At 67.9% G+C, this 18,121-nt stretch carries 12 protein-coding genes; 8 read left to right on the top strand and 4 right to left on the bottom strand.

What is annotated here, in order from left to right; all coding sequences use genetic code 11:
* Window positions 1-31: 31 nt before the first annotated feature.
* Window positions 32-1,453 (bottom strand): glutamate synthase subunit beta, encoded by a 1,422-nt coding sequence (locus V5F74_RS06075; protein ID WP_250167170.1) that lies wholly within the window; start codon window positions 1,451-1,453, stop codon window positions 32-34.
* Window positions 1,454-1,650: 197 nt separating this feature from the next.
* A complete protein-coding gene (gene gltB, locus V5F74_RS06070; protein ID WP_394006845.1) occupies window positions 1,651-6,354 on the bottom strand; it encodes a glutamate synthase large subunit in 4,704 nt (1,567 codons plus the stop codon).
* Between the two features lie 649 nt (window positions 6,355-7,003).
* Between gltB and V5F74_RS06065 the strand changes: the two genes are divergently transcribed.
* Window positions 7,004-7,846 carry a hypothetical protein gene (locus V5F74_RS06065; protein ID WP_394006844.1) on the top strand — a complete coding sequence of 281 codons (843 nt, stop codon included), beginning with the start codon at window positions 7,004-7,006 and terminating at the stop codon, window positions 7,844-7,846.
* Window positions 7,847-7,861: 15 nt separating this feature from the next.
* Here the strand turns inward: V5F74_RS06065 and V5F74_RS06060 are convergent, their stop codons facing one another.
* Window positions 7,862-8,443, bottom strand: a complete 582-nt coding sequence (locus tag V5F74_RS06060; protein ID WP_029555278.1) for a YqaA family protein — start codon at window positions 8,441-8,443, stop codon at window positions 7,862-7,864.
* Between the two features lie 475 nt (window positions 8,444-8,918).
* Here V5F74_RS06060 and V5F74_RS06055 point away from each other — a divergent pair, with 475 nt between their 5' ends.
* Window positions 8,919-9,053 carry a hypothetical protein gene (locus tag V5F74_RS06055; RefSeq protein ID WP_280938294.1) on the top strand — a complete coding sequence of 45 codons (135 nt, stop codon included), beginning with the start codon at window positions 8,919-8,921 and terminating at the stop codon, window positions 9,051-9,053.
* A gap of 194 nt (window positions 9,054-9,247) precedes the next feature.
* Here V5F74_RS06055 and V5F74_RS06050 read toward each other — a convergent pair whose 3' ends face one another.
* Window positions 9,248-10,288 (bottom strand): 2-dehydropantoate 2-reductase, encoded by a 1,041-nt coding sequence (locus V5F74_RS06050; protein WP_038192482.1) that lies wholly within the window; start codon window positions 10,286-10,288, stop codon window positions 9,248-9,250.
* A gap of 207 nt (window positions 10,289-10,495) precedes the next feature.
* Here V5F74_RS06050 and V5F74_RS06045 point away from each other — a divergent pair, with 207 nt between their 5' ends.
* The 6 genes from V5F74_RS06045 (at window position 10,496) to oxc (ending at window position 18,071) form a co-directional block, all read left to right on the top strand.
* The gene (locus V5F74_RS06045; protein WP_029555276.1) at window positions 10,496-11,350 is read left to right on the top strand and encodes an IclR family transcriptional regulator; all 855 of its coding nucleotides are present in this window, start codon (window positions 10,496-10,498) and stop codon (window positions 11,348-11,350) included.
* Between the two features lie 357 nt (window positions 11,351-11,707).
* A complete protein-coding gene (locus V5F74_RS06040) occupies window positions 11,708-12,736 on the top strand; it encodes a Bug family tripartite tricarboxylate transporter substrate binding protein (protein ID WP_250167174.1) in 1,029 nt (342 codons plus the stop codon).
* A gap of 258 nt (window positions 12,737-12,994) precedes the next feature.
* On the top strand, window positions 12,995-13,519 hold the full coding sequence (locus V5F74_RS06035) for a tripartite tricarboxylate transporter TctB family protein (RefSeq protein WP_029555274.1): 525 nt from the start codon (window positions 12,995-12,997) through the stop codon (window positions 13,517-13,519).
* 211 nt (window positions 13,520-13,730) lie between these two features.
* Entirely contained in the window at window positions 13,731-15,245 is a 1,515-nt protein-coding gene (locus V5F74_RS06030; RefSeq protein WP_024280342.1) for a tripartite tricarboxylate transporter permease, read from the top strand.
* Between the two features lie 389 nt (window positions 15,246-15,634).
* Entirely contained in the window at window positions 15,635-16,270 is a 636-nt protein-coding gene (locus V5F74_RS06025) for a GntR family transcriptional regulator (protein WP_051679355.1), read from the top strand.
* 40 nt (window positions 16,271-16,310) lie between these two features.
* Window positions 16,311-18,071, top strand: a complete 1,761-nt coding sequence (oxc, locus tag V5F74_RS06020) for an oxalyl-CoA decarboxylase (protein ID WP_051678746.1) — start codon at window positions 16,311-16,313, stop codon at window positions 18,069-18,071.
* Window positions 18,072-18,121: the final 50 nt, after the last annotated feature.

Here is an 18,121-nt window from a genome sequence, read left to right as displayed (position 1 = left end):
GTCCGGGGAACAGCCCGGCGCCCCAACCGCCTCAGCGCGGCAGGGTCGTCGCGCCCATCAGGTCCTTGTCGATGGCGTGGGCGGCCTGGCGGCCTTCGCGGATGGCCCAGACCACCAGCGACTGGCCACGGCGCATGTCGCCGGCGGCGTAGAGCTTGGGCACGGAGGTGGCATAGGCCTCCTCGTCCGCCTTCACGTTGCCGCGCTTGTCCAGCGCCGCGCCGGACTGCTCGATGAGCCCGGCGAACAGCGGGTGGGCGAAGCCGATGGCGAGGAAGACGAGATCGGCGCGCAGCACGAACTCGGTGCCGGGGATGGGCTGGCGCTTGGCATCCACGCGGGCGCACTTCACGCCGGTGACGCGGCCGTTGCGGCCCTCGATGCCCAGCGTCGCGCAGGCGAACTCGCGCTCGGCGCCCTCGGCTTGGGAGGAGGAGGTGCGGAACTTGGTGGGCCAGAAGGGCCACACCGCCAGCTTGTCCTCCTTCATGGGCGGCACCGCGCGGATGTCGAGCTGGGTGACGGAGAGCGCGCCCTGGCGGAAGGCGGTGCCCACGCAGTCGGAGGCGGTGTCGCCGCCGCCCACCACCACCACATGCTTGCCGCCGGCGAGGATCGGGATCTCGTTCACCGGCTCGTCGCTCTCGCGGCGGTTGGACTGGACGAGATAGGGCATGGCGAAGTGCACGCCCTCCATCTCCTGGCCGGGCAGGCCCGGATCGCGCGGGGCCTCGGAGCCGCCGGCGAGCAGTACCGCGTCGTGACCGTCGAGAAGCTCCTGCAGGGGGCGGACCACACCGATGTTCTCGTTGTAGTGGAAGGTGACGCCTTCCGCCTCCATCTGCTTCACCCGGCGGTCGATGTGGTGCTTTTCCATCTTGAAGTCGGGGATGCCGTAGCGCAGCAGGCCGCCGGCCTTGGGCTCGCGCTCATAGACATGCACGTCGTGGCCGGCGCGGGCGAGCTGCTGGGCGGCGGCAAGGCCGGCCGGGCCGGAGCCGATGATGGCCACCTTCTTGCCGGTCTTCACCGCGGCGGGCTCGGGCTTGATCCAGCCCTTCTTCCACGCCTTGTCGGCGATGGCCTGCTCCACCGTCTTGATGGTGACGGGCACGTCCTCGAGGTTCAGCGTGCAGGCTTCCTCGCACGGGGCGGGGCAGATGCGGCCGGTGAACTCGGGGAAATTGTTGGTGGAGTGGAGGTTGCGCGCGGCCTCTTCCCACTCGTTGCGATAGACGAGGTCGTTCCAGTCCGGGATCTGGTTGTTGACCGGGCAGCCGGTGGAGCCGTGGCAGAAGGGGATGCCGCAATCCATGCAGCGCGACGCCTGGTTCTCCACCTCGGCGTCGGGCAGCGGCAGCGTGAACTCGCGGAAATGGCGGATGCGGTCGGATGCGGGCTGATACTTCTGCTCGCGCCGATCAATCTCCAGGAACCCCGTGACCTTGCCCATAAAAACCTCGTTGGCGAACCTTGAGGGAACCGCCGCGCGCGCCGGATGTCTCCGCGTGCCGCACCACCAGTTCCATTACAAGAATTGTTCCAGCTTGAGGACTCGGTTTTCGCGCGCGTTTCCGCACGGGCGACCGGCCCGCGTGCCGGCCGTTCGGGGCCGGCCGGCGTCCCCTCCGGAGAGGGGACGCTCCTGCCTCATTCGGCCGCCGCGAGGCCGCGGCGCTTCTCCATCTCGCGCAGGGCACGGCGGTATTCCACCGGCATCACCTTGACGAACTTGGAGCGGTAGTCCGCCCAGTTGTCGAGGATCATCTGCGCCCGCGCCGAGCCCGTGTGGTGCAGGTGCTTGGCGATGAGCTGGTGCAGGCGCTCCTCGTCGTGGCGGGACATGTCGCCCTGCACGTCGATGCGGCCCTTGAACTCCAGGTCGCCGCCGTGGTGGTGGAGGCGCTCAAGCAGGTCCTCCTCCTCCTCCACCGGCTCCAGGTCCACCATGGAGAGGTTGCAGCGCTTGGCGAAGCTCTTGTCCTCGTCGAGCACGTAGGCGACGCCGCCGGACATGCCGGCCGCGAAGTTGCGTCCCGTGGGGCCGATGACCACCACGATGCCGCCGGTCATGTATTCGCAGCCATGGTCGCCGGTGCCTTCGACGACGGCGATTGCCCCCGAATTGCGCACCGCGAAGCGCTCCCCGGCGATGCCGTGGAAGTAGCATTCGCCCTCGGTCGCGCCATACATCACGGTGTTGCCGACGATGATGGAGTTCTCCGGAACGATGGCCGAATGGGCCGGCGGCCGCACGATGATGCGCCCGCCCGACAGGCCCTTGCCCACGTAGTCGTTGGCCTCGCCGATGAGGTCGAAGGTGACGCCCGCCGCGAGGAAGGCGCCGAAGGCCTGGCCCGCCGTGCCCGAGAGGGTGACGTGGATGGTATCGTCGGGCAGGCCGGCGCCGCCATAGGCCTTGGCCACCGCGCCCGAGAGCATGGCGCCGGCGGAGCGGTCCACCGAGCGGATGGGGGTCTCGATGACCACCTTCTCGCCGCGCTCCAGCGCCGGGGCCGCCTTTGCGATGAGGGTGCGGTCGAGCACCTTCTCGATGGGGTGGTGCTGGCGCTCGGTGTGGCGGATGCCGACCTCGGCCGGTACCTGCGGCACCGCGAAGATGCGCGAGAAGTCGAGGCCCTTGGCCTTCCAGTGGTCGATGGCGGCCTTCTGGTCCAGCACGTCGGCGCGGCCCACCATTTCTTCCAGCTTGCGGAAGCCGAGGGAGGCCATGATCTCGCGCACTTCTTCCGCGATGAAGAAGAAGTAGTTGATGACGTGCTCGGGCGTGCCCTTGAAGCGCTTGCGCAGCACGGGGTCCTGCGTCGCCACGCCCACCGGGCAGGTGTTCAGGTGGCACTTGCGCATCATGATGCAGCCCGCCGCGATGAGCGGCGCGGTGGAGAAGGCGAACTCGTCGGCGCCGAGCAGGGCGCCGATGATGACGTCCCGGCCGGTGCGCAGGCCGCCGTCCACCTGCAGCGCGACGCGCGAGCGCAGGCGGTTGGCCACCAGCGTCTGCTGGGTCTCGGCGAGGCCCATCTCCCACGGCGAGCCGGCGTGCTTGATGGAGGTGAGCGGGCTCGCGCCCGTGCCGCCCTCGAAGCCGGAGATGGTGATGTGGTCGGCGCGCGCCTTGGCGACGCCGGCCGCCACCGTGCCCACGCCGACCTCGGAGACGAGCTTCACCGACACGTCCGCGTCGGGGTTCACGTTCTTCAGGTCGTAGATGAGCTGGGCGAGGTCCTCGATGGAATAGATGTCATGGTGCGGGGGCGGGGAGATGAGGCCCACGCCCGGGGTGGAGTGGCGCACCTTGGCGATCACCGCGTCCACCTTGTGGCCGGGCAGCTGGCCGCCCTCGCCGGGCTTGGCGCCCTGCGCGACCTTGATCTGCATCACGTCGGAATTGACGAGGTATTCCGCCGTCACGCCGAAGCGGCCGGAGGCCACCTGCTTGATGGCGGAGCGCATGCTGTCGCCGTTGGGCAGGGGCTTGAAGCGCTCGGGCTCCTCGCCGCCCTCGCCGGTGTTCGACTTGCCGCCGATCCGGTTCATGGCGATGGCAAGGGTGGTGTGCGCCTCGCGCGAGATGGAGCCGAACGACATGGCGCCGGTGACAAAGCGCTTCACGATCTCGGAGGCGGGTTCCACCTCCGAGACGTCCACGCTCGCCTGCCCGATCTCGCCCGCCGACCGGATGCGGAACAGCGAGCGCACGGTGAGGAGGCGCTTGTCCTCCTCGTTGATCATGGCGGCGAACGCCTTGTACTTGTCCTGCGCGTTGCCGCGCACGGCGTGCTGGAGCGCCGAGACCGAATCCGGCGACCACGCATGGTCCTCGCCGCGGATGCGGTAGGCGTATTCGCCGCCCACATCGAGCGCCATGCGGAACACGGGCGCGTCCGAGAAGGCGAGGGTGTGCCGCAGCACGGTCTCTTCCGCGATCTCCGGCAGGCCCACGCCCTCGATGGTGGTGGCGGTGCCGAAGAAATACTTCCGCACCAGCTCGGAGGAGAGGCCCACCGCGTCGAAGATCTGCGCGCCGCAATAGGACTGGTAGGTGGAGATGCCCATCTTGGACATCACCTTCAGCAGTCCCTTGTCGATGGACTTGATGAAGCGCTTCACGATCTCCTTGTCGTCCACCTCCTCCGGAATCTCGTCCTTCATGGAGAGCAGGGTCTCGAAGGCGAGATAGGGGTTGATGGCCTCGGCGCCGTAGCCGGCGAGACAGGCGAAGTGATGCACCTCCCGCGCCTCACCGGTCTCGACCACAAGGCCGACCGAGGTGCGCAGGCCCTTGCGGATGAGGTGGTGATGCACCGCCGCCGTGGCGAGCAGCGCCGGGATCGGGATGCGGTCCGGTCCGATCATGCGGTCGGACAGGATGATGATGTTGTAGCCGCCGTGGACCGCCGCCTCGGCGCGCTCGCACAGCCGCTCGACGGCATCCTCCATGCCCGCCGCGCCCTTGTCGGAGGGGTAGGTGATGTCCAGCGTGCGGGTGTCGAACCGCTCCTCCATGAAGCCGATGGAGCGGATCTTCTCCAGGTCCTCGTTGGTGAGGATGGGCTGGCGCACCTCGAGCCGCTTGCGGCGGGCGTTGCCCTCCAGGTCGAAGATGTTCGGCCGCGGCCCGATGAAGGAGACGAGGCTCATCACCAGCTCCTCGCGGATCGGGTCGATGGGCGGGTTCGTCACCTGCGCGAAGTTCTGCTGGAAATAGCTGAACAGCGACTTGGACTTGTTGGACAGCACGCTGATGGGCGTGTCGGTGCCCATGGAGCCGACCGCTTCCTGGCCGGTGATGGCCATGGGCGCCATGAGCAGCTTCAGGTCTTCCTGCGTGTAGCCGAACGCCTGCTGGCGATCGAGCAGCGACACGTCGGTGCGCACCTCGCGCGCCTCCACGGGGCGCAGGTCTTCCAGCACCAGCTGGGTGTGCTTCAGCCACTCCTTGTAGGGGTTGGCGCGGGCCAGCTCGGTCTTGATCTCCTCGTCGGGGACGAGGCGGCCTTCCTCAAGGTCCACCAGCAGCATCTTGCCGGGCTGGAGGCGCCACTTGGTGACGATCTTTTCCTCGGGCAGCGTGAGCACGCCCATTTCCGAGGCGAGGACGATGGTGTCGTCGTTCGTCACCATGTAGCGGGCGGGGCGCAGGCCGTTGCGGTCCAGCGTCGCGACGATCTTCCGGCCGTCGGTGGCGACGATGGCGGCGGGGCCGTCCCACGGCTCCATGAGGGAGGCGTGGTACTCGTAGAAGGCGCGCCGCTCCTCGTCCATGAGCGGGTTGCCGGCCCAGGCCTCAGGCACCAGCATCATGGCCGCGTGGGGCAGGGAATAGCCGCCCTGCACCAGGAATTCGAGCGCGTTGTCGAAGCAGGCGGTGTCCGACTGGCCCTCATAGCTGATGGGCCAGAGCTTGGAGATGTCGGCGCCGAACAGCTCGGAATCCACGCTGGCCTGCCGCGCCGCCATCCAGTTGACGTTGCCACGCAGGGTGTTGATCTCGCCGTTGTGCGCCACCATGCGATAGGGGTGGGCCAGCGGCCAAGCCGGGAAGGTATTGGTGGAGAAGCGCTGGTGCACGAGGGCGAGCGCGCTCTCGAAGTCCGGGTCGTGCAGGTCCGGATAATAGGCGCCCAGCTGGTCGGCGAGGAACATGCCCTTGTAGACCAGCGTGCGGACCGACAGCGACACCGGATAATAGCCGGCGGTGCGCGGGTCCCGTGCGCCATAGACGGTGTTGGAGATCACCTTGCGCAGCACGAACAGGCGACGCTCGAAGCCGTCCTCGTCGCCCGCGAATTCGCCGCGGCCGATGAAGATCTGCACGTGCTTGGGCTCGGTCGGCAGCACGCTGACGCCGAGGGAGGAATTGTCGGTGGGCACGTCGCGCCAGCCGATGAGCTGGAAGCCCTCTTCCGCCACCACCCGCTCATAGGCGGCGCGCACGATGGTCTCACCCTCGGCCTCGCGCGGCATGAAGATGTGGCCGACGGCATACTGGCCGGGCTCCGGCAAGGCGAAGCCGAGGCGGGCCGCTTCCTTGGCGAAGAACTTGTGCGGGATCTGCACCAGCATGCCCGCGCCGTCGCCGGCGCGCGGATCGGCGCCCACGGCGCCGCGGTGCTCCAGATTGAGCAGGATGTTGATGCCGTCCTGCACGATGCGGTGGCTCTTGCGGCCCTTGATGTCGGCGATGAAGCCGACGCCGCAGGCGTCACGCTCGTGCGCCGGGTCGAACAGGCCGAAGGCGTCCGGACGGCCGACGATCGCCGTGTCTTTCACGGCGGCGGCAGTCTGAGCCACGCTTCCGATCAAGCCATCCTTGCGATCCATCGGTGCCATCTGACCATTCCTTTTCCATAGGGCGGCGCGCCGCCCGCATTTTCCGGCTGTGCCGCCGGCTTCCCCAGACTGTCGGTGCCCGTGCGCATCGCGCCGGGCGCCGGACCCCCTTCGCCCGGACGGGGCGTCCCGGCGATATCCGATACCTGCTTTGCAACTTTTGCACCACAGCCGCGCCGCGCGGAACTGCGCCTCCGTCCGACTTCGGCCGGCGACGCGCCGGCCCTGTGGAACGTGAGCTCGGCAATTCGGCGCGCACGGGAGATAGGGAAGTACGACTGCCCTATCTCGGCGAAGATGACAGAAAAGCAGCAGCCTCACAAGCGCCACGATGGCGCAGAAGCGGTCAAATTGGCGAAAAATTGCGCGACTGGCGGTTCTGGCGCAAGAACGGTACGGGGCGGTTGGCGTTCGCGCAACGGGATTTCGGCGCCTCCCGGCGGGTCCGATCCCGATGCGGCCGATTGCCGGCTCCCGCCCCAATTTTGCGTCCTGACTTGCGTCCTACGGCTGCCGCATTGGAAGGCTTAGGTGAACGGGAATCAGGCGGCTCCGCCGGGTCCCGTCCTCGCATGCGTGGACGCGCGCGGAGAAGAAGGGGCGCAGGCCGACCGACCGCCTCACGTTTCTACCGTTCCGGAGCTGCGCCGTGCACCACACCCTCTCCCTTCCCCTCGGCTCCCGGCCGGTGCTGCGCGCGGCCGCCGTTTCTGCCCTTCTCATCGGCAGCGCGCTGCCGGCTGCGGCGCAGGTGCTGATCTATGAGGGCCAGCCCGGCCTCGCGCCGCGCGGCTATCCGGTGCCGCCCGGCGCCTATCCGCCCGGCACCTATCCCGGCGGGGCGTATGGGGTGCCGCAGGCGCGCTATCCGGTGCTGCCGCCCGAGGAGATCCGCGGCATCGTCCAGAGCATGGGCTATTGGAGCATCGGTGCGCCCAAGCTCTCCGGCCGCTTCTATCTCGTTGCCGCATCCGATCAGGAGGGGCGGGCGCTCCTGCGGGTGAATGCCTTCACCGGCCGGGTGGTGAGCGCGCGCGCCATTCCGGGTGGTCCCGGCGGTCCTGCCATGGCTGCGCCGGCGCCCGCGCCCCAGCGCCAGGCACCGCCCGCGACGGCGCGTGCCGTTCCCCCGGCTCCGGCACCGTCCTATTCCGCCCCGTCGCCCTCGATTGCCGGAACCCCGGCGCCGCTGCCGCCCCAGCGCCCGCCGGAGGCGACCATGGCCGCCGTCACGCCAGCGCCTGCGGTGGTTGCACCCGCCGCGCCTGAGCCGGCTGCTGCCGCGGCCCCCGCGGCCCAGCCGACGCCCGGTGCCAGCGCGAACGCGCCGGCCGGGCAGACGGCCGCCCAGCAGTCGGCCAACGCCGCCCCCTCCGCGACCCCGGCGAGCCCGGCCCAGCCGCAGAAGCGCAAGGCGGGCGCCGGCACGGCGACCACCGACAGCGCGTCGGCGGGCACCGCCTCGGTGCTGTCGCGTCCGAAAGGTCAGTAGGGGAGGCCGGCAGCCTCAGACGAAATAGGCCGCCGCCACCAGTCCGATCACGATGACGGCCAGCAGGCCCAGCGTGACGAGGCCGAGCCGCTTCTCGATGAACTCGCGCGCGGACGGGCCGAAGTAGTACAGGATCGCCGCCAGCAGGAAGAAGCGGGCGCCGCGGGTGATCACCGACAGCACGAAGAACCAGAACAGGCTGTAGTTGGCGAAGCCCGAGGTGATCGTGACCAGCTTGAACGGGATCGGCGTGAGCCCCTTCAGGAGGATCACCCAGTGCCCGTAATGGGCATAGGCGGCGCGGAACTGGTCGACCTTCTGGCCGTAGCCGTAAAGCTCGATGAGGAACTTGCCCACGCTGTCATAGAGCAGCGCGCCGATGGCGTAGCCGACAAGGCCGCCCAGCACCGAGGCGATGGTGGCGATGAGGGCGTAGCGCCAGGCCTTGTCCGGCCGCGCCAGCGTCATGGGCACCTGCAGCACGTCCGGCGGTACCGGAAACACCGAGCTTTCCGCAAAGGCGACGAGGGCGAGGGCCCAGGGTGCCGACGGCTTCGACGAATACGCGATGATCCAGTCGTAGAGCTTGCGGAGCATGGGCGCCTTGCTGCGTCGCGAAAAGGTGCCCTCGCTTAGAGCCTGGAACGATCCGAGTAAAGCGCCGCGCGGGCCTGCCGGCGCGGCCTTTCGCCAGCCCGCGGCGCGGGCTCCCGTTCGCCGCGTCTGCGCCGGGATGTACCCCGCTGCGGCACCGCGTAAACCGCTGCTTTACCACCCCGGTTCACGCAAGGGCGCTGTGACTCGCAGGACACAGACACGTGACGCGGCGCGGTGTAAACCCGGTTTCGCTGCGGTCGAGTCGCGGGGGCGATACCCCGGTCGCGGTGCCAGCGGGGCGGGCCACGCCCCGGACGATTTCCGGGGAACACCCCGGTGCCGTTCAGTCTTTATGAACCGCTGCTGACACACTCATTCAGCTCCGGTGCCGCACGGGAAGCGTATTTCGTGCTGCACCGCCGCAAGCGGGTGTCGTCGGCGACGGAAGCCGCGACGCAAGTTCTGAGGATCGAGGATGACCAAGCGAATCGCCGTGTTTGCCGCTCTCGTGCTGGGCTATGTGCTGACAGGCATGGCGCTGAACGCCAGCCAGCCGGCCGACGCCGCTTCCCCCGTTTCGCCTGCCGCCGCGCAGAGCGAGGCCGACTGAACGCATCCCGATCAAGGCGCCCGTCCGGGGCGCCTCCCGTCCGTGGGGCGGGTGTGAGGTCGAGGCCCGCGCGGTTTTCCTGAAGCGACGCAGACATGAAAAAGGCCGGGCAAGCGCCCGGCCTTTTCATTTTCAAGTCACCCTGTGGGCCGCGTCCGATGACCGGGCGGACCCGGCCATCGGGAGGGGAGGTCTCAGTGCACCGCGGCCTTCTTCTGCGGCTCGAGATCGGCGGCGGTCAGCGGCGGGTTGGCGAGGATGCCGCCGAGGCCGGCCATGGCGGCGCGCTGGCGCACCAGGGCCAGCACCACGTCGAGGGTGGGGGTGGGCATGTCCAGCATCTGGCCCATTTCCTGGACGACGCTGACCAGCGGATCGATCTCCATGGGGCGGTCGCGCTCCAGGTCCTGGAGCATGGAGGTCTTGTGCGCGCCCACGGCGCCGGCGCCGTTGATGCGGCGTTCCACGTCCACGCGGAAGTTGACGCCGATGCGCTCGGCGATGGCCTTCGCTTCCAGCATCATGGCCTTGGCGACGGCGCGGGTGCCGGGATCGGCGGCGATGAGGTCGAGGGTGGCGTGGGTGAGGGCGCTGATGGGGTTGAAGCAGAGATTGCCCCACAGCTTCAGCCACAGCTCGTCGCGGATGTTGGTCATGACCGGCGCGCGCAGGCCGCCCTTTTCCATCATCTGGCTGAGGGCGGTGACGCGGGGCGTGATCTCGCCCGACGGCTCGCCGAGGGGGAACTTGTCGCCATAGATGTGCTGGATGACGCCGGGCGCCACCACCTCGGTCGCGGGATAGACGATGCAGCCGATGGCGCGCTCGGGACGCAGCACTTCCCACTGCTTGGCGCCGGGATCGATGGTGGCGAGGGTGCGGTTCTCCAGCGCCCCGCCATGCTTGTAGAAGTACCAGTAGGGCACGCCGTTCACGGCGGTGACGACGGAGGTGTCGTTGCCGAGGAGGGGGCGCATCTGCTGCACCACGCCGGGCACCGAATGGCCCTTGAGGGCGATGATGACGTAATCCTGCGGGCCCAGCTCGCGCGGGTCGTCGGTGGCGCGCACCTTGGCGACGCGCTCTTCGCCATTGATCAGCAGCTTCACGCCATTGGTCTGCATGGCCTCCAGATGGCCGCCACGGGCCACCAGGCTGACATCGGCGCCGGCCTGGGCGAGCTGCACGCCCAGATAGCCGCCAATGGCTCCGGCACCGTAAATGCATACCTTCATGGCTGATCCTCCCTGCTGAGCGCGATCTGTGTCGTATTATGTATACCAGATTAGCGGGCAGCCCCGCCGTCCGGCAAGTCCCGGACACAATACTTATGGAAATTAATTCCGCAACGTGGAAAATTTGACGCAGGGGCAGCGCACGGGGTGGACGGGCGCGAGGGGAAAGATAGTTTGATGCGCAACGAAACGGGAGGAGAAAGCGGCATGCCGGACACCGAGGTCGCACCGCGGCGCAGGGGACGGCCGGCCTCCGGCACGGCGTCGGAGGGCGGGGCCGAGGTCCAGTCGCTGGATCGCGCCATCGCCCTGCTGCGCGTGGTGGCCGATCAGGACGGCATGGCGCTGGCCGAGATCGCCCGGCGCGCCGAGCTGCCCGTCTCCACCGTGCACCGCCTTTTGACCACGCTGGAGAAGCGCCAGCTGGTCAATCACGACCTGTCCACCGGGCTCTGGACGGTGGGGCTCGGCCTGTTCCGCATCGGCTCGGCCTATCTGCGCATCCGCAAGCTGCCGGACATCGGCCGTCCGGTGATTCGCCGTCTCCTCCATGAGACCGACGAGACCGTGAACCTCGCCATGTTCGATGCCATGGAGCTGGTGGTGGTGGCGCAGGCGGAGGCCCACGCGCCCGTGCGCGCCTTCTTCCGCCTGGGCGCGCGGCTGCCGCTGCATGCCACCGCCGCCGGCAAGGCGGTGCTGGCTGCCGCGAGCCCCTCCTTCCGCGGCGCCTGTCTCGCCCAGATCCGCTACGAGCCCTTCACCACCGCCACCCGCCGCGAGGAGCGGGCGCTGATGGATGATGTCGCCGAAATCCTGGAGCGCGGCTTCGCCGTGGACCGGGAGGAGCACGCCCCCGGCATGCGCGCGGTGGCGGCCGCCATCCTCAATGAATGGCGCGAGCCCATCGGCGCGGTGTCCGTGTCCGGCCCGGCGGTGCGCATGAGCGAGGACCGCATCCAGCGCCTCGGCCGGCGCGTGGTGGCGGCGGCGGAGCAGATGACGCGCCTGTATTCCGGTGCCGATGAAAACCTGCCGCAGGACTACGCCGCCTTCCGCTGAGGCGGCCTTCCGCAACTGGAATACAGTATTCCAAAGTTGTGGCATACAACGTACCTAATTCCGAATTGAAAATTCCAATTGACACCCCTCCCTTGGTCTATACTCTTGCCAAGCCGCCGTAACGGCAACGGTGGGAACGCCAACTAAATTGCCGGCATAAATCGCGTATTGGTGAAGATGCGCGATGTAAAACAGGCTGAAGTCCCGTTTTCGTCTGCTCCATAGAGGCTAAGCCCGGGGGTTCGACGAACAGAAGTGTTTTCGGGACCTTGCCCGGCGCAACAGGCGTCGGTTGATTGAAGCTCTGGAATTGCGATCCGCACCAAAAAGAACGCGGACGTGGGGAGGAAAAATCAGATGCATTCGGCAATCGCCAAGATCGTCAGGAGAGGTGCGGCTGCGCTCGCGGTCACGACGGCGCTCGCGCCGGCCGTTATGCCGTCCTGGGCCCATGCGGCCTGGGAGCCCACCAAGACCGTGGAATTCATCGTTCCCGCCGGCACCGGCGGCGGCGCCGACCAGATGGCGCGGATGATCCAGGGTATCGTCCAGAAGAACAATCTGATGAGCCAGCCGCTCGTCGTCATCAACAAGTCCGGCGGCGCCGGCGCCGAGGGCTTCCTCGACGTGAAGGGCTCCAACCGGAACCCCCACAAGATCATCATCTCGCTCTCGAATCTCTTCACCACCCCGCTCGCCACCGGCGTGCCCTTCTCCTGGAAGGACATGACCCCGGTCTCCATGCTGGCGCTCGACGAGTTCGTGCTGTGGGTGAACGCCAAGGCGCCCTATGACGACGTGAAGGGCTTCCTCGCCGCGCTCAAGGCCGCCTCGGGCGACCAGACCTTCAAGATGGGCGGCACCGGCTCCAAGCAGGAAGACCAGATCATCACCGCCGCCATCGAGCAGAAGACCGGCGCCAAGTTCATCTACGTGCCCTACAAGGGCGGCGGCGACGTCGCGGCCCAGCTCGTCGGCGGCCATGTGACCGCCTCGGTCAACAACCCCATCGAGGCGGTGTCCCAGTGGCGCGCGGGCGAGCTGAAGCCGCTCTGCGTGTTCGACTACCAGCGGCTGCCCTACAAGGAGCCCATCGCCAACGGCAAGTCCTGGGCGGACATCCCCACCTGCAAGGAATCCGGCCTCGACATCGAATATCTGATGCTGCGCGGCATCCTCATGCCGCCGAATGCCAGCAAGGATCAGGTCGATTACTTCGTCGAGCTGTTCAAGAAGGTCCGCGCCACTCCCGAGTGGCAGGAATTCATGCAGAAGGGGGCCTTCAACACCACGGCCCTGAGCGGTCCTGAATATTCGGCCTGGCTCACCAAGGCCGAGGCCACGCACAAGGACCTCATGGAGAAGGCGGGCTTCGTCGCCAAATAGGCGACGAGGTTCGCGGCGCCGGTGCCGTGTGGCCGCAGAGCCGCGGGCGCCGGAAGGGCAGGGACGGCAGAGGCTTCGCCGCACGACGGCGGGGCTGGGCCGGCCGCCGACCCTGTGCGCCGATCTGGGAAGCCCATCCGGGACGCCGCGCGGAACGCGACCGTCGTGCGCCCCGGCCGTGACCGGCCCCGTTTTGAAGCCCCGCACGAAGCCTGAGACGGATGCCTGACCGGCGGGGCGCTTCAAGGATCTGATCCCATGAGCACTGAAAGCGGACACTCCGCCCCCACCGCGCACAATGAGAAGACCGTCACCAACCGCACCATGGACGCGGCGGTGGCGCTGATCTTCATGGCCCTCGCGGCCCTCGTCATGTCCGACAGCTGGCGCGTGGGCGCGCGCTGGGCCTCGGATGGCCCGCAGGCCGGCTACTTCCCCTTCTATGTCGGCCTCATCATGTTCATCGCTTCCACCGTCACGCTGGTGACGGCGCTGGTGAGCCGCCATCCGGATCTCGGAAACTTCGTCGATCGCTCCCAGCTCGTCTCGGTGATGCAGGTGCTGATCCCGACGACGGTCTATGTGGGGCTGATCTTCCTCGTCGGAATCTATCTCGCGTCGGCGGTGTTCATCGCCTTCTTCATGTGGTGGCTCGGCAAATACCCGGTGGCGAAGATCATCCCCGTCGCCGTGGGCGTGCCGCTCGCCCTCTTCGTCATGTTCGAGATCTGGTTCCTGGTGCCGCTGCCCAAGGGCCCGCTCGAGACCGCGCTCGGCTACTGACCGCCGGCGCCCCGCGCCGCGGTCCCGCCCGCGCGCCCCGCCTCCGGGGCCGCGGGAGGCGACAGACGATCTCCGCCCGGCCCCGCCCGGCGGACCCACGGGCGATCCGACGCCCATCCATCTTTTCGAGACCATCGACGCACAACAGGCAACGCGCCCGACCCCGCGCGAGCCGCCACAGAAGCGGCCGGGGGGCGCAACGGAGGACCCCGTGGAAGCGCTCACGTCACTCATCGGAGGGTTCGGTGTCCTCGCCGACCCCATGAACATCGTCTACATGTTCGTCGGCATCTCGCTCGGCGTCCTCATCGGCGTGCTGCCGGGGCTGGGCGGCGCCAACGGCGTCGCCATCCTGCTGCCGCTCACCTTCTCCATGTCGCCGGTGTCGGCGATCATCATGCTCTCCTCCATCTATTGGGGAGCCCTGTTCGGCGGCGCCATCACCTCCATCCTGTTCAACATTCCCGGCGAGCCCTGGAGCGTGGCCACCACCTTCGACGGGCATCCCATGGCCCAGAAGGGGAAGGCCGGCGAGGCGCTGACGGGGGCCTTCACCGGCTCCTTCATCGGCGCCTTCTTCGCCGTGCTGCTCATCACCTTCCTCGCGCCGGTCATCGCCAAGTTCGCGCTGCAGTTCGGCCCGGCCGAGTTCTTCGCCGTCTACCTCCTCACCTTCTGCTCGTTCGTCGGCATGGGTAAGGAGCCGCCGGCCAAGGTGATCGCGGCCATGATGCTCGGCTTCGCCCTCGCGGCGGTGGGCATCGACACGGTGACGGGCCAGCTGCGCATGACCTTCGGCTCGGTGGAGCTGCTGCGCGGCTTCGACTTCCTGGTGGCGGTCATCGGCCTGTTCGGCGTCGGCGAGATCCTGCTCACCATGGAGGAAGGCCTCGCCTTCAAGGGCAAGAGCGCCTCCATCAATCCCAGGGTGGTGCTGCACACCTGGGCGCAGATCCCCAAATACTGGGCGGGCCTTCTGCGCTCGGCCATCGTCGGCTGCTGGATGGGCGTGACCCCCGGCGGCGCGACGCCGGCCTCCTTCATGAGCTACGGCCTCGCCAAGAAGTTCTCCAAGAACGGGCGCAACTTCGGCAAGGGCGAGCTGGAAGGCGTCATCATGCCGGAGACGGCGGCCCACGCCGCCGGCACCTCGGCGCTGCTGCCCATGCTCACCCTGGGCATTCCCGGCTCGCCCACCGCGGCGGTGCTGCTGGGCGGCCTGCTCATCTGGGGCCTCCAGCCCGGCCCGCTGCTGTTCGTGGAGCAGAAGGACTTCGTGTGGGGCCTCATCGCCTCGATCTACCTCGGCAACATCGCCGGCCTGATCGTGGTGCTGACCACCGTCCCGATCTTCGCGGCCATCCTGCGCATCCCGTTCAGCGTGATCGCGCCCATCATCCTCGTGATCTGCGCGGTGGGTGCCTACACGGTGCACAATGCCGGGCTCGACATCGCCGTCATGCTGATCTTCGGCGTCATCGGCTACCTGTTCAAGAAGCTCCAATATCCGCTGGCCCCGCTGGTGCTGGCCCTGGTGCTCGGCGACATGGCCGAATCGTCCTTCCGGCAGGCCATGCTGGTCTCGCAGGGCCACCTCTCCATCTTCTGGTCCAACCCGCTGGTGGGCTCCATCGTCACCCTCGCGCTGGTGATGCTGGTGTGGCCGCTGGTGTCCAAGGTGATGGCCCGCCTCAACGGCGGGAAAGAGGCGGCGGCCGCCGAGTGAAAGACGGCGGGCGGGATAACCAAAGGCCAATGAGCCCGGCTCATGGGCCTTTGGTCCAGCCCGCGCGGCGCCTGAGCGTGGCCCTCTCGGCCTCGGACAAAGACCGAGGCCGATGGCACAACAGCCTCCGCCCGCATCGCTTTTCCGGGCCGTTGACCCTGGGTCGTGCTGCGACGCGCAATCGAATTCCCGGCGGACGGGATTGATATGGCGCAATGAACACCGTATACAGTATTTCACGGATGAGGAGCGCCTCGACAGAAGGCGGCCGCTTCCAGGGAGAGGAAGTCCAGGTCGTGCAGACGCCCGTGCATCAGACGCCCGCGCTTGAGGTCGTTGATCCTCCGAAGCTCAAGGTCGAGCCTCTGGAGGCCGCGTCCAGCCTGCGCATGCTGGCCTACGAAGCCCTGAAGCGCGCCATCACGCAGATGGACATCTACGGCTCGACCACCGAATTCCGTCTCGACGAGCGCCAGCTCTCCGAGACGCTGGGCGTCTCGCGGACCCCGATCCGCGAAGCCATGACCGTTCTGGAGCAGGAGGGCTTCGTGCGCTCCGTTCCGCGCCGCGGCATCTTCGTGGTGCGCAAGACCAAGCGCGAGATCCTCGACCTCATCGTGGTCTGGGCGGCGCTGGAGGCGATGGCGGCGCGCCTGGCCGCGACCCACGCCTCCGACAGCGAGATTGCGGGCCTGCGCCGGCTGTTCCACGAGTTCGAGGCGCAGCCCCTCGCCAGCCACATGAACGAGTATTCGGAGGCGAACATCGCCTTCCATCAGGCCGTGATCCGCATGGGCGGGTGCCGGCTGATCGTGGACATGACGGAGAACCTGTTCCTGCACATGCGCGCCATCCGCGCAGTCTCGGTGCGGCAGGAGAACCGGCACGAAATCTCCATGCGGGAACACATGGCGATCATCGATGCGCTCGAGACAAGAGACCCAGATCTCGCCGAGCGCCTGGTGCGGGAACACACCATGGGCCTTGCGGCTCATGTGGAACGGCACGGCGTCTTCCCCGAATAGGCCGGTCACAGGCCACGGAACGACGCCCTAGGAGATCCTCATGGCTACGGCGGAAAAGTCCAAGATCGAAGACAACGTGGTGCACATCGACCCGGCCGCCGAGGCCGAGCGTGAGCTCACCGACGGCTTCCACCTCGTCATCGATGCCCTGAAGCTGAACGGCATCGAGACGATCTACGGCGTGCCCGGCATCCCGATCACCGATCTCGGCCGCATGTGCCAGGCCGAGGGCATCCGTGTCATTTCCTTCCGTCACGAGCAGAATGCCGGCAACGCGGCGGCGATTGCGGGCTTCCTCACCAAGAAGCCCGGCATCTGCCTCACCGTGTCGGCCCCCGGCTTCCTCAACGGCCTGACGGCGCTGGCGAACGCCACCACCAACTGCTTCCCGATGATCCTCATCTCCGGCTCCTCCGAGCGCGAGATCGTCGACCTCCAGCAGGGCGACTATGAGGAGATGGACCAGCTCGCCATCGCCAAGCCCCTGTGCAAGGCCGCCTTCCGCGTGCTGCACGCGGCGGACATCGGCATCGGCGTCGCCCGCGCCATCCGCGCGGCCGTGTCGGGCCGTCCCGGCGGCGTCTATCTCGACCTGCCGGCCAAGCTCTTCGGCCAGGTGATGGATGCCGAGGCCGGCGCCAAGTCCCTCGTCAAGGTGATCGATCCCGCCCCGGCGCAGATCCCGGCCCCGGCCGCGGTGGACCGCGCCATGGAGCTGCTCAAGGGCGCCGAGCGTCCCCTCGTCATCCTCGGCAAGGGCGCGGCCTACGCGCAGGCCGACGACGAGATCCGCACCTTCATCGAGAAGAGCGGCATTCCCTTCCTGCCCATGTCCATGGCCAAGGGCCTGCTGCCGGACACCCATCCCCAGTCCGCCGGCGCCGCGCGCTCCACCGCGCTGAAGGATGCCGACGTGGTGCTGCTCGTGGGCGCCCGCCTCAACTGGCTGCTCTCCCACGGCAAGGGCAAGACCTGGGGCGATGCCCCGAAGAAGTTCATCCAGGTGGACATCGAGCCCAAGGAGATGGACTCCAACGTCGAAATCGCGGCTCCCCTCGTCGGTGACATCGGCTCGGTGATCGCCGCGCTCAACGCCCGCCTCGACGGCAGTTGGAAGGTTCCCCCGGCCCAGTGGACCGAGACCATCCGCACCAAGAAGGAAGCCAACATCGCCAAGATGGCGCCGAAGCTCCTGAAGAACTCGGTGCCCATGGACTTCCACTCGGCCCTCGGCGCGCTGAAGAACGTCATCAAGGAGCGTCCCGACGCCCTGCTGGTGAACGAGGGCGCCAACACCCTCGACCTCGCCCGCGGCATCATCGACATGTACGAGCCGCGCAAGCGCCTCGATGTCGGCACCTGGGGCGTGATGGGCATCGGCATGGGCTTCGCCATCGCGGCGGCGGTGGAGAGCGGCAAGAAGGTTCTCGCGGTGGAAGGCGACAGCGCCTTCGGCTTCTCCGGCATGGAGGTGGAGACCATCTGCCGCTACAACCTGCCGGTCACCATCGTGATCTTCAACAACAACGGCATCTACCGCGGCACCGACACCGATCCCACCGGGCGTGATCCCGGCACCACGGTGTTCGTCCCCGGCGCGCGCTACGACAAGATGATGGAAGCTTTCGGCGGCGTGGGCGTGAACGTCACGTCCCCCGACGAGCTCTATCGCGCGGTCAGCGCCGCCATGGATAGCGGCAAGCCCACCCTCATCAATGCGGAAATCGACCCGGCTGCCGGCTCCGAGAGCGGCAACATCGGCTCGCTGAACCCGCAGAGCGTGGTCAAGAAGAAGAAGTGAGCGGCGCCCGGCGCATGAGCCGGTGCCACTCATGATGCAAGGCTGGTCGG

Source organism: Xanthobacter aminoxidans (assembly GCF_043193615.1).
In the GTDB taxonomy this organism is placed as follows: domain Bacteria; phylum Pseudomonadota; class Alphaproteobacteria; order Rhizobiales; family Xanthobacteraceae; genus Xanthobacter; species Xanthobacter aminoxidans.
Note: the sequence above shows the minus strand (reverse complement) of the source record. Positions and strands in the feature narration are given on the sequence as shown.

Excerpts from the sequence above, each read along its gene's own strand:
- V5F74_RS06045 (WP_029555276.1), top strand. The coding sequence starts at position 10,496 with ATGCCGGACACCGAGGTCGCACCGCGGCGCAGGGGACGGCCGGCCTCC.
- V5F74_RS06035 (WP_029555274.1), top strand. The coding sequence starts at position 12,995 with ATGAGCACTGAAAGCGGACACTCCGCCCCCACCGCGCACAATGAGAAG.
- oxc (WP_051678746.1), top strand. The coding sequence starts at position 16,311 with ATGGCTACGGCGGAAAAGTCCAAGATCGAAGACAACGTGGTGCACATC.
- V5F74_RS06050 (WP_038192482.1), bottom strand. The coding sequence starts at position 10,288 with ATGAAGGTATGCATTTACGGTGCCGGAGCCATTGGCGGCTATCTGGGC.
- V5F74_RS06025 (WP_051679355.1), top strand. The coding sequence starts at position 15,635 with ATGCTGGCCTACGAAGCCCTGAAGCGCGCCATCACGCAGATGGACATC.
- V5F74_RS06060 (WP_029555278.1), bottom strand. The coding sequence starts at position 8,443 with ATGCTCCGCAAGCTCTACGACTGGATCATCGCGTATTCGTCGAAGCCG.
- gltB (WP_394006845.1), bottom strand. The coding sequence starts at position 6,354 with ATGGCACCGATGGATCGCAAGGATGGCTTGATCGGAAGCGTGGCTCAG.
- V5F74_RS06075 (WP_250167170.1), bottom strand. The coding sequence starts at position 1,453 with ATGGGCAAGGTCACGGGGTTCCTGGAGATTGATCGGCGCGAGCAGAAG.
- V5F74_RS06040 (WP_250167174.1), top strand. The coding sequence starts at position 11,708 with ATGCATTCGGCAATCGCCAAGATCGTCAGGAGAGGTGCGGCTGCGCTC.
- V5F74_RS06055 (WP_280938294.1), top strand. The coding sequence starts at position 8,919 with ATGACCAAGCGAATCGCCGTGTTTGCCGCTCTCGTGCTGGGCTATGTG.